This is a genomic window from Rhizobium etli 8C-3 (assembly GCF_001908375.1).
Taxonomy (GTDB): Bacteria; Pseudomonadota; Alphaproteobacteria; order Rhizobiales; family Rhizobiaceae; genus Rhizobium; species Rhizobium etli_B.
The window spans coordinates 822,659-833,947 of sequence record NZ_CP017244.1 but is presented as its reverse complement, the minus strand read 5'-3'; the positions used below and the strand labels follow the sequence as shown (position 1 = coordinate 833,947).

Below are 11,289 nucleotides of genomic sequence, written 5' to 3'. Positions count from 1 at the left end.
CGCGTGGTTTCCACTGGGTGCGCTGGGAGGCTCCAGATGATTGATCCACTGCCTGGCGACATCTTCCGCAAAGGACAGTTGCTCAACAACACCTATGAGATCGAGGGTGTTCTCGGCCGCGGTGGAACGGGTGAGGTCTATCGGGCAAGCAATCGGATCACCGGGCGGGTGGTAGCGCTCAAGGCGCTGAAACGGGAGCTCTCGGCAAATGCCGGCTATCTGGAGCTGATGAAGCGAGAGGAGGAGATGCGCAGCATCTCCCACCCCGCGGTCGTGCGCTACACCGACTGCAGCCAGACCGGCGACGGCCACGTCTATCTGGTGATGGACTATGTTGCCGGCACGCCGCTCAGTGAGTGGCTCGAACAGGGCGGGGCTTCCCCGCGAGATCTGCTGATCGTGGCAAAAAGAGTGGCCGAAGGCCTTGTCGCAACGCATGAGCGCAAGATCGTCCACCGCGACCTTTCCCCCGACAACATCATCCTCCGCGACGGCAGGCCGGAGGAAGCCGTCATTATCGATTTTGGTATCGCCAAGGACAGCAACACGGGGGCGCGCACGATCGTCGGCAACGAGTTTGCGGGCAAGTACGAATATGCCGCGCCGGAGCAGATGCATGGGCAAGCGGAGCCGCGCTCCGACCTTTATGCCCTGGGCGCATCGCTGCTTGCAACCTTTCGGGGAAAGGTTCCAGACGTCGGAATGAGTCCGGGCGCGGTCGTCCGCCATAAGGAGCGCCGGCTTGACACCTCGGGCGTTCCAGAGCCGCTTAAGTCACTGATCGACGACCTCACTCAGCCTGACCCGACCCACCGGCCACCGAGTGCTGCCGCGGTCGTCAGGGAAATCGGGGAGCTGTTGCAAGCTGGTCTCGCCAAAGCACAGCCGGACGGGAGCGGCACGAAATCCAAGTGGCGGGCCTGGCTTGCAATCCTGCCTCTCGCGGTGCTGGCGGCGATCGCCGGCCTTTGGTTTTTCGGAGTTTTTCAGAGCTTGTCTCCGAAGACCCTGCCGATCGCTACGCCTTACAAGCTGACCGCCGGAGTGGACGGCCAGGGCCGGCCCACGCTTGCCGGTTTCGCACCCGATGCCAACCAGCATCAGGCAATCCTGGCAAACTTCGCCCGCACCGTCGGCCTTCCCCCACCCAACGACGCCCTCACACTCGCCCAAGGCGCTCCATCCGAACGGTGGGCGCAGGACGTCGATGTGCTTTTTTCGGCCGCCGTTCCGCTCGACGAGTGGAAGCTCGAAATAGCTGATCGAACGGTCCGCCTGACGGGCCTCGCACCCGATAAAGCCGGACGCGAAGCTGCCGTTACGCGATTTAATGAAGTGGCAGAAGCGGCCGGATATAGGCCTGTTGCCCGTATTGCGGCCGGTCCGCGAGATCTGTCGCCGGACCAACTGAAACCGCTTATCGTGCCGCTGGAGACTTGCGGTCCACTGCGCGTTCAACAACCGGAGGGCGGTACCTTTCCCCTCGGATCGACGATCTCCGTCCAAGGAGACGTCGCTTCAAGCGGCGACCTCGAAGCCATCGAGCAGGCTCTCGCACCCCGTGTCGGAGATCGCGAGCTGCGCTTCGATGCCACGGTGCTCAGCCGCCAACTGTGCGTTGTTCAAGAGCTGTTGCCGGATACGCCGCAAGGTCAGATGACGATCGTTCTTGGCTATGGCGACAGATCCGAGCCAAACATGTCGGGCATCTATACAGTTGGCGATAATCCGGTCATCGATGTGCTTGCGCCGGCTACGGTTGACAAGGGGTATCTGTGGGTCGCCATCGCCGACGTCACTGGCAATCTCTTCAATGTCCTTCCGAACATCAAGAGACCCGATCACGCAATCGCAAAGGTCGGGACCGTGTCGGACGGAATGCGCACCATCCGGGTTGCCTATCCGACGGCAGAGGGTGCGGCCGACCCCGCAAAGCTCACCTTCGCCGTCGACAACACCTTCGGCAGAACCCTGATAATTGCCATGCAGACCGATCGGCCACTTTTTTCACAACTTCGGCCAACAACCGAGTCCACCAAGTCCTTTGCCGAAGATTTGCGTGCAGTGATAGCGGCCGGTCATGTCTCGATCCTTTCGATGACGACCCGGCTCATCGATACTCGTAATTAATTACAACTCGAAGATACGTTGCATTAGTCTAGGCCAAGAACTTGTGGTAAAAGCAAGAAGGTAGGGGAATATTAGTCGGTTATCGGGGGGAATTTGTTGTTCAACTCGGCTCTCTGGTTAAGTCCACTGAACGGCGACAACCCGTCAGGCGAAAGCTTGCGGAATGACGGGCGTTTCCACGAGTTGGAACGTCTTGTGCAACCACAGATAGAAATCAGCCGCGATGAACGCAATAACCCGGTCTCACGGACCGAGGTCCCTGTCGATTGGTCGATCGTCCTTCGAAAATCAGAAGAGTTGCGCCAGCACGGACGGGATCTGAGGCTCCTCGTGATCGTGACGCGCGCCCTGGCAAACGAACAGGGTCTTGCTGGCCTCGCAGAAGGCTTGAACCTGATCACCGGAACCTTCGACATGCATTGGGAAACGATGCATCCGGAACTTCGTGAGGGCTTGCCGCCACGGGATGCCGCGCTACGCCGGACCAATGCTCTTCTCCAACTCCAAAACGACAAGGATGGGCTGCTCGGCGATCTTCGCAAGATGACTTTCTTTGCGCCGCGTAGCGTCGGCCCAGTCACAGGACGCGATCTCGAACGCGGGGCTCTCGACACCCGAACCGTTCTCAACGAGGCTGCACCCGGATTGAGCGAGGCAGAGAAGGCGTCGCTCGTAAGCGAGCACGACCAGTTACTAAATCGCGTGAGGATCGGCTGTGCGGCGTTTGCGGAACAAGCCGCGGACGAGGCAGCCGCGCTTATCGTCAGCGCAAACGCTGCTGCCACGGCGATGGAGGCTCTCGAGACGTCTCTCAATCGGCGAATCGGCGGTGATCTACGCGTGAGCTTGCCGGATCTGAGCCGCTTCCTGCAGCGAGTGATCTCGACGCTTGAGCGCGCCAGGCCCAGCCCCAGGCAGGAAACTGCAAACGAGGAAACGCTCGATCATGAGACCGCGTCTGCAAATACGAACTCTGACGCAGCACCCGCCTATGCCGGAGCACCGGCAGTCTTTCCCTCGCGGCTCACCTCGCGCGAGGAAGTCACCAAGTGCATCGACCTCATCATTGCCTTCTACGACCGCACCGAACCGTCGAGTCCCATTCCCCATCTGGCGCACAGGATCAAACGTATGGTGCCGATGGATTTTCTGGAACTCATGGAGGACCTGGCGCCCTCCGGTTTGAAGGAATTCCGGCTTCTGGCCGGCGTGCCGGAAAGAAAAAAACCTGTCCCTGGGACGAAAGGTGACCACCAATGAGCGAAACTAAGGCCAAAGTTATTGAACGAAACCGGGCGCCTCGCGTCCAGATCGCTTACGAAGTCGAAACTTACGGCAGCCCGACCACCATCGAGTTGCCGTTCGTGATGGGCGTGATGGCTGATCTCGCCGGCGCCTCCGAGACGCCGGAGGCTCGCAAGTCCGTCCGGGACCGCTCCTTTGTCGAAACCGACGCAAACAGGTTCGGCCGTTTCATGGAAGCCCTCAGCCCGCGCGTCAAAGCGCGCGTGAGAAACACCCTTCCTCAACCGGTCGGCGAAGAGCGCGACGAAGAGCTTGCGCTGGACCTGACCTTTACGAGCATGGCCGATTTCGCGCCGGATCGTATTGCCGAACAAGTTCCGCAGCTTGCAGAACTTTTGAGAATGCGCCGCCAACTTGAAGAATTGCTTGGCTTCATGGATGGCCGCATCGACGCCGAAAAACGCATCGCGCAACTTTTGAACAACGAGCCCCTGTTGGGAAAGATCGCCGATCAGGCGCTCGAAGATAGCAGCAAGTCGGAGGTCTGAACCATGGCCGAACAGGAAAGAGCCGCTGCGGTTGGTGTCACGGAAACCAAAGAAGTCGACCTTCAGGAATTCAGCGAACTTCTGGAAAAGGACTTCAAGGTCAAGAAAGATGACAGCGACAAGCTTCAAACCTTGGTCAAAAATCTGGCGCTTGCTGCGCGCGGCCGCACAGAATCGACCGTCATCTCTTCCAACGCGATCAAATCGATCAAGTCCTTGATTGCCGGCATCGACAAGCTGCTGACCGAGCAGACCAACGAGATTCTCCATGCGCCTGAAGTGCTTCAGATGGAAGGCACATGGCGCGGACTGTGGTACCTCGTGAACAATACCGAGACGGATCAAAAGTTGAAGATCCGCGTCATGAACATTTCGAAAGAGGAGTTGGCTGATACCCTTGAGGATTACGAGGGTCAGATGTGGGACCAAAGTCCCATATTCAAGAAAGTCTACACCGACGAATACTCGATGCTCGGCGGCAACCCCTTTGGCTGCCTGATCGGGGCCTACGAATTCTCAAATCATCCGAAGGATGCCGGTCTGCTCCGCAACATGTCCGGCATCTGCGCCTCGGCGCACACCCCTTTCATCGCCGCCGCCGCCCCCCGTCTGTTCCGCATGGAAAGTTGGCAGGAACTGCCCAACCCTCAGGACCTGCAACAGATCGTGTCGTCGCCGGCCTATGCCTCGTGGCAGTCACTGCGCGAGAGCGAGGACGCCCGTTACATTGGCTTGACAATGCCACGGGTGCTGGCGAGGCTGCCTTACGGCGCAGAAACCGTTCCTGTAAAGGGCTTCGCCTTTGAGGAAGAGGTACAGGGCGACCATCATAAGTATGTCTGGATGAACGCGGCCTTCCCGATGGGGGTCAACATCAACCGCAGCCACAAGCTGTTCGGCTGGGGCACGCAAATCCGTGGGGTCGAGAACGGCGGGGCAGTGATCAATCTTCCCGTCCACAACTTCCCGACCGACGACGGGACGGTGGCGATGAAATGCCCGACCGAGGTCGCCATTGACGATCGGCGCGAGGCCGAGCTCGCCAAGCTCGGGCTGATGCCGATCCTCCATCGAAAGAACACTGATATTGCCGCCTTCATCGGCGCCCATTCCTTGCAAGACGACGAGGCGCGAGCCGGCCGTCTGGTCGATCCGGATGCTCAGGCCAACGAGAGACTGAGCGCAAATCTGCCCTACCTTTTCCCGGTTTCCCGTTTCGCCCATTACCTGAAAGCGATCGCACGGGATAAGATCGGCTCATTCAAGGAACGTGCCGACATGCAGATCTGGCTGACGGAGTGGATTAACCGCTATGTTCTCGCCAACCCTGCCTTTGCCGACGAAAAAGCCCGCGCAAAACGTCCCCTTGCAGCTGCCGAGGTCCAGGTTGACAGCGTGGAGGGTCGCCCCGGCTGGTACAATGCTCGGTTTTACCTGCGGCCCCACTACCAACTGGAAGGTATCAATGCTTCGCTCCGGCTCGTTTCGGAGCTGCCGTCTATGAAGTCCTGAACAACATTTAGCCCATGGGAGGTTATTCATGAAAATCGACGGTTTTCTCAAGGTACCTGACATCACGGGGCCAAGCGTTCGCGACGGCCACGAAGACGAAATCGAGGTCCACGGAGTAGAGTTTGAAATGCAGGCTCCTTACGATCCGAATTCGCTATCGCGGAGAGGCCGCGTCAGCATGGGCATGCTCAATTTCATCAAGCACTACGACAAGGCCTCGCCCTATCTGAAGAAGGCTCTGTTCGAAAACAAGCTTCTGGACGAGGTCACGTTTTCAGCGCGCAGAACGATAGAAGGCGAAACGAGCGACTACCTGGTCATCACGTTGAAGGAAGCTTCGGTGACCAACTACACCATGAAGCCGAGTGAGGAGGAGCCAGATGTGATCGAAGAGCGCGTCGGCTTCGCTTACAAGAACATCAATTTCAAATACGACGACAAGGACGAGGTCGAGATGGATGTCTATGTCGGCAAGTGACGGCTGGCAAAAAGGATTTGGAAGGAAGGCGAGACCCGGCGGGCACCTGCGGGCGACTCGAGAAGCGATCCAGCCGTCCTTGTGGGATCGCCTGGTGAACGACCTGCCGGGGCTCAACTCGGAAATCAACCAACTTCGGCAGGGAATCCAGAAAGAAATAGACCCCGACCGTCTGGACGGGCTGGTTGCCGCAGGTCTTCACCAAATGGAGGCCGCTGCCGATATCAGCGCCGAGCAGAAGAAGAGCATACACCGTCTGTTCTCTCTCGAGCGACGCCAGGCGGAACTGGAAAGTCGCGGCGTCGTCGTCTCGACCGATGTGCTGCGCGAGGCAGTGCGGCGCGACATCGAGGCGCTTTTTAATGCCCAACGCTTCGAATCGACGCCGCTCCTGACGGACTTCGAGGCAGATCAGGCTGGCGACAACCCTCCGTCGCTTGAGGATTTCCCGGAAGTTCGCCGCAGTGTCATAAATTATGGTGTGCCCCCCTTCTCCGGCCGTTCCTCCCGTGACTTCGATCGCGACGAACTGTCGAAGGAAATCCGAAGCGTGCTCGCCGCATTCGAACCGCGGCTGAAGGAAAGCGCGACGAAAGTAACCGTCAGCCTCGGCGACAGGGCAACCGGTCTCAGGATCGACATCGACGCACTGCTGCTTACCTCGCCGGCCCCTGAACGGCTGCTCCTGCGCACGATACTCAACCTCGACGACGGTTCGGCGCGGACTGAATTGAAGGACACCTGACCATGGACCGGGTCTTCCTGGAGTATTACGAGGAAGAACTCACCCACATCCGGGCGCTCGCTGCCGAGTTTGCAGATATGCATCCCTCGATCGCACGCAACCTTTCTCTTGATACAGTCCCGTGTCCCGACCCCTTCGTCGAACGCCTGCTGGATGGAGTGGCTTATCTGGCCGCGCGCACCCGACAGAAGGTGGATGCAGAAAGCTCCCGTTTCGCACGAAGCGTGCTCGAAAATTTCTATCCGGATCTCGTTTCGCCGACGCCCGCAACCGCCATGGCTTTGCTGAAGCCGGGCCAGCAGGTTCAAACGATGCTCGCAGGACACCTTGTGAAGCGCGGGACCCGGCTGGTTTCGAGCGTCCGTCCGGGCATTTCCACCCGGTGCATCTATACCACGGCGCAGGATGTGATGCTCTGGCCGCTCGCGATTACCTCGGTCACCTACATCCAGGATCGAAGTGCACTCGCAGCAGCGGGGATTGCTCCGGTCGACGGGGTAAGCGGTTCGGCGGCATTGAGCATCACCTTCAATCGAACTGGCAAAGGCAAGCTCAGCGACTTGTCGCTTGACCGTCTGGATCTGTATTTTGGCGACAAGAGCAAGGCGTCGCTGCTCTTTGATACGCTCTTTGGCGCTTGCGCTGCGACCGGCGCCCGCCCGGAAGGGCGCGATAACGCCCTGAGCGCACTTCCGGAGCCGGAGATGATCGGGATCTCCGACGACGAAGCGCTTATGCCGCGCACGCGCGAAACATTCGAAGGCTACAGGCTGTTACGGGAATACTTCATTGCGCCGGAAAGATTTCACTATGTGCGCGTCAAAGGGCTGCAGCCGGTCGTTCGGCGTTGTTCGGCTGGGCTGGAACTGCTCTTTCTGTTGCGGCGTCCGATCCCCGAGCTTGCGAATATCGCAGCGAAGGATTTCGAACTCTTCGCAACGCCAATCATCAATCTGTTCGAGCGCGGCTGCAACGTCATCGAACTCGATGCGAGGCGCACCCGGCAAGTGCTTCACGCCGATCGCACCCGTCCACGGGATTTCGAGATCTATCGCACAATCCGCGTCGAAGATGCCGATGCCGAGCGCCCCGACGCCGAGATGCCGGCACTGTTCAGCCTGGGCCAGAACCGTGGAAACGGCTGGGTTTATTTTACCGAACGCCGCCCGCGGCGCCCGAGCGAAGACGAGCTTCGCCAGGGGCAAACGCGGACCTCCTATCCAGGTGACGATGTCTTCATCACACTTTCGCGCCCCGCTCAGTCGAAAGCTGACCGGCCACCGAAGCGGATCGAGGTGACGGCGCTGTGCACCAATCGCGATCTACCGATATTGGACGACACGCCGTCCCTCACGCTCGAGAGCGGCGATCCCGTGGAGACTATTCAGCTCCTTGGCGCCGTGCGGCCGCCGTGGCCCTCGATTCCAGCGACGCTTCCGGCTGGAGCAGCGGAAGGCTCCAGAGCCGATGAACTCGCCTGGCGGCTCATCGCGCAACTCTCGCTAAATTTCCTCAGCCTGGCCGAGGAGGGCCGCGGAGTGGATCCACTTCACGCTCTGCTCGAGCTTTATGCGAACCGCGGGGATCCAAGCCTAAACCGGCACGTGCGCGCCGTCGCCCGCGTCGAGGCTCGACCCTTGATCGAGCGCTTAGCAATTGCCGGGCCAATGTGTTTCGCGCGAGGCACCGAGGTTATTCTTCATATCGACCAATCCGTGCTTGCCGGGCACAGCACGTTGTTGCTCTCGGCGCTGCTGGCAAGGCTTTTTGCTCGCTATGCGGCAATCAACGCATTCGTGCGAACCCGCGCGCGGATCATACAAAAGCAGGAGGATGTGCTATGGCCCATAGCGCCGGGCAATCGCTTCCTGATCTGAAGGACGCGGCCCCATCCCTTGAGGCGTTCGACTTTTTCGAGCTCCTGCGGCGCCTCGAAGACGACGGACGACTTTTTGGGATGGCCGGCCGCCCGGACCGGGAGCCGGCGCGGCTCGGACAGCATGTGCGGCTCGGTTTTGCCGTGCAGGATGTCGCGAAGGTCGAGCCGGCCACCGAAACCACGCCGGCTCGCGTCACGGTCTCGAACCTTGGCTTGCTGGGGCCAGAGGGTCCAATGCCCCTCTACCTAACACGTTGGGTGCTGGATCGGCTGTCGCAGCGCTGGTTTGCCAGGGCGGACATGCGCGAGGTCAGCGATACGACCTTCGTCGATTTCGTGAATATTCTTCAGCATCGCATGATCGCGCTCTTTTACCGGGCGTGGGCCGACGCTCATCCGGCGGTGCAGGTCAGGCGCCACGACGGCGGCCGTATTCGAGCAATGTCGGCGGCCATGGCTGGCCTTGGCTTGTGCGGAAGGGAGCAACATGGTGAGCGCGCAGCTATCAATGCCACGAAACTCTCACACGCGCCGGCGCTCGCCCATCAGGTAGACGGGCCGGAAAAGCTCACCCTGTTTCTTGCCGACCTCCTGAAGGTGCCGGTTCGACTTCGCGAATTTGTCGGCACCTGGATGCCTATACCGAACGGGCTCCAGTCCCGGCTTGGCGGCGCGCATGCGCAACTCGGACGAAGCGCCACGATCGGACCGAGGACGTTCCAGCGACAGCAAAGGATCGAGCTTTCGATCGGCCCGCTGACGCTTGCCGACTACGTGGCTTTCCTGCCCGGCTGCGAACGACGCGCAACCCTGCAAACCGCAATCCGCGATCTCGTGGGACACGGGCTCGATGTCGACGTAAGGCTCGTGCTCAGGCGGGACGAAGTTCCCGCGGCCAAAATGGGAGCAGCGCGGATCGGACACATCGCTTGGCTTGCTCGACCGAAAGACCGCAGTGATGCAGATGATCTGTGCATACGCACCATCATTGGCTGGCGGCCGGAAATGCCGGAGGCTTCGAGATGAGCCTGATCCTTACTCTCGAGCAGGCGCCCCGACCCCAAGCCGTCCGTCAGATGCGGCTCGTCGAGGGAAAGCTGGTCATCGGTCGCAGCGCAGACGCCGACTGGCGGATCGAAGATCCCGACATGTACATCTCACGCGCTCATTGCACGATCGGTTGCGTTCGCGGCCAGTATGTGGTGACGGACACCTCCAGCGGCGGGCTTTTCATCGATGGATCGCGCACGCCGCTTGGATTTGGGAACTCCGCCCCGCTGCATGACGGAGCGCGCTTGCAACTCGGCAATTATGTGGTGCGCGTCGACTTGCAAGCGACGCCGACGGAGCGGGTACCTGAACACCCGGCTTCCCCACCGCCGGCCGGCTTCGAGCGGGACGACTTCTTCTCCGAGCACAAAGAGCCCGCAGCGCCCACCCCGCGGCCAGCAGGATTGCCCGACCCATTCGAACAACCGGCCGCAGGGGCGTTCGCCGCAGCCGGCAGAGGCGAAACAGCAAAAGGGACGCCCATGTTCGACGATCCCTTCAGCCTTGATGCGTTGCCTGCGTCGGGTCACGAAAAAGGGGCTTGGGATTTTTCTTTGCCCAATACCACGCCGACCGAGCAGCCTGTCACAGAGCCTGCAGCCGAGCCGGGTCCTGCCCCGAAACCACAAGCAAGGCCAATGCAGGAAAGGACGGCACAAACCGAAACTGCCTTGCGCGACGCCTTCCTGCGGGGGCTGGGGCTCGGCGCCGATGAATTCACGACATCCGATCCGGTCGCCCAGATGGAGAATTTCGGCCGGGAATACCGGATGATGCTGGAAGGGCTGATGCATCTCCTGCGCAAGCGCACCGAAGAAAAGGGCGAAGCGAGGATCGCCCAGACTGTGGTCGGAGCATCCGAGGTCAACCCCCTTAAATTCCTGCCCACGGTGGACGATGTGATCGCGACCTTCCTGGCTCAGCGGCAGGCCGGTTTTCTTCCTCCTGAGGCCGCCATCGGCAGTTCCATCCGCGATCTCGCACACCACCATGTAAGAACATGGCGCGGTGTCCAGGCAGCGCTCGCCCGGATGATTGACCGCTTCGACCCGGCGACCCTGGAAAGCGAACTGAAATCGCATTCGGCGTTGGATGCCCTGCTTGCGGGTGGCCGGCGGGCAAAGCTCTGGGAGCTTTATGAGAAACGCTATCGCGAGATCGCCAAGAGTGCGTCGACGCGCTTCCTTGGAGAGATCGGCAGCGATTTTCGGGACGGCTATGAAGAGAGGGAGAACGACTGATGCTTAACCGACGCGACTTTCTGATGGTGATCGGCGCGACAGGCGCGCTTTCCGCCTGCATGGGGGGCCCGCCAAAATCGTCGACCGTAACGGTCACGGCGACGGGACAAGCGGGGATGAATGCTGCCGCTGGTGGAGGGGAGCGTCCGGTGACCCTCCTTGTTCTTCGGCTGAAGGATGTCGGCAAATTCAACTCTGCCGATATTTTCGCCCTTCAATCCGATCCGGCCGGCGCGCTCGGAGCAGACCTCGTCGGGTCCGAGCAAATGACGGTCGCCCCGGGTGCAAGCGCCTCAAAGACGGTCGCGTTCCCGCCAGAAGCCACATTCCTCGGACTTGTCGCGCTGTTCCGGGAACCAGGCGGTCGCACCTGGCGAAGGAGCGTGCCGATCAGGCCGGAATCGACGGTGACGGCGAATGTCGTACTCAGCCGCGGCGGTATGGCGCTCGCGCTCGCCTGA

At 60.5% G+C, this 11,289-nt stretch carries 10 protein-coding genes; all 10 read left to right on the top strand.

Annotated elements, in window-relative coordinates; all coding sequences use genetic code 11:
* The first annotated feature begins 36 nt into the window (after positions 1 to 36).
* The 10 genes from AM571_RS28905 (at position 37) to tssJ (ending at position 11,289) form a co-directional block, all read left to right on the top strand.
* Positions 37 to 2,130, top strand: coding sequence for a serine/threonine protein kinase (locus AM571_RS28905; RefSeq protein WP_074064422.1), 2,094 nt, complete (start codon positions 37 to 39; stop codon positions 2,128 to 2,130).
* 96 nt (positions 2,131 to 2,226) lie between these two features.
* A complete protein-coding gene (gene tssA, locus AM571_RS28900) occupies positions 2,227 to 3,390 on the top strand; it encodes a type VI secretion system protein TssA (protein WP_074064421.1) in 1,164 nt (387 codons plus the stop codon).
* Positions 3,387 to 3,923, top strand: coding sequence for a type VI secretion system contractile sheath small subunit (gene tssB, locus AM571_RS28895; protein WP_074064420.1), 537 nt, complete (start codon positions 3,387 to 3,389; stop codon positions 3,921 to 3,923). The genes tssA and tssB overlap by 4 nt, the downstream gene beginning before the upstream one ends.
* A 3-nt stretch (positions 3,924 to 3,926) precedes the next feature.
* On the top strand, positions 3,927 to 5,435 hold the full coding sequence (gene tssC, locus AM571_RS28890) for a type VI secretion system contractile sheath large subunit (protein WP_074064419.1): 1,509 nt from the start codon (positions 3,927 to 3,929) through the stop codon (positions 5,433 to 5,435).
* Between the two features lie 28 nt (positions 5,436 to 5,463).
* Positions 5,464 to 5,913 carry an Hcp family type VI secretion system effector gene (locus tag AM571_RS28885; RefSeq protein WP_074064418.1) on the top strand — a complete coding sequence of 150 codons (450 nt, stop codon included), beginning with the start codon at positions 5,464 to 5,466 and terminating at the stop codon, positions 5,911 to 5,913.
* Positions 5,900 to 6,658 (top strand): type VI secretion system baseplate subunit TssE, encoded by a 759-nt coding sequence (gene tssE / locus AM571_RS28880; protein WP_074064417.1) that lies wholly within the window; start codon positions 5,900 to 5,902, stop codon positions 6,656 to 6,658. Before AM571_RS28885 ends, tssE begins: the two co-directional genes overlap by 14 nt.
* 2 nt (positions 6,659 to 6,660) lie before the next feature.
* Positions 6,661 to 8,535: a type VI secretion system baseplate subunit TssF gene (gene tssF / locus AM571_RS28875; RefSeq protein WP_074064416.1), complete on the top strand. Its 1,875-nt coding sequence runs from the start codon at positions 6,661 to 6,663 to the stop codon at positions 8,533 to 8,535.
* Positions 8,499 to 9,563, top strand: coding sequence for a type VI secretion system baseplate subunit TssG (gene tssG, locus AM571_RS28870; RefSeq protein WP_074064415.1), 1,065 nt, complete (start codon positions 8,499 to 8,501; stop codon positions 9,561 to 9,563). The genes tssF and tssG overlap by 37 nt, the downstream gene beginning before the upstream one ends.
* Complete coding sequence (gene tagH, locus AM571_RS28865) at positions 9,560 to 10,828, top strand: type VI secretion system-associated FHA domain protein TagH (RefSeq protein WP_074064414.1); 1,269 nt, start codon at positions 9,560 to 9,562, stop codon at positions 10,826 to 10,828. The genes tssG and tagH overlap by 4 nt, the downstream gene beginning before the upstream one ends.
* Positions 10,828 to 11,289 carry a type VI secretion system lipoprotein TssJ gene (gene tssJ / locus AM571_RS28860; RefSeq protein WP_074064413.1) on the top strand — a complete coding sequence of 154 codons (462 nt, stop codon included), beginning with the start codon at positions 10,828 to 10,830 and terminating at the stop codon, positions 11,287 to 11,289. Before tagH ends, tssJ begins: the two co-directional genes overlap by 1 nt.

Excerpts from the sequence above, each read along its gene's own strand:
- AM571_RS28905 (WP_074064422.1), top strand. The coding sequence starts at position 37 with ATGATTGATCCACTGCCTGGCGACATCTTCCGCAAAGGACAGTTGCTC.
- tssB (WP_074064420.1), top strand. The coding sequence starts at position 3,387 with ATGAGCGAAACTAAGGCCAAAGTTATTGAACGAAACCGGGCGCCTCGC.
- tssC (WP_074064419.1), top strand. The coding sequence starts at position 3,927 with ATGGCCGAACAGGAAAGAGCCGCTGCGGTTGGTGTCACGGAAACCAAA.
- AM571_RS28885 (WP_074064418.1), top strand. The coding sequence starts at position 5,464 with ATGAAAATCGACGGTTTTCTCAAGGTACCTGACATCACGGGGCCAAGC.
- tssE (WP_074064417.1), top strand. The coding sequence starts at position 5,900 with ATGTCGGCAAGTGACGGCTGGCAAAAAGGATTTGGAAGGAAGGCGAGA.
- tssF (WP_074064416.1), top strand. The coding sequence starts at position 6,661 with ATGGACCGGGTCTTCCTGGAGTATTACGAGGAAGAACTCACCCACATC.
- tssG (WP_074064415.1), top strand. The coding sequence starts at position 8,499 with ATGGCCCATAGCGCCGGGCAATCGCTTCCTGATCTGAAGGACGCGGCC.
- tagH (WP_074064414.1), top strand. The coding sequence starts at position 9,560 with ATGAGCCTGATCCTTACTCTCGAGCAGGCGCCCCGACCCCAAGCCGTC.
- tssJ (WP_074064413.1), top strand. The coding sequence starts at position 10,828 with ATGCTTAACCGACGCGACTTTCTGATGGTGATCGGCGCGACAGGCGCG.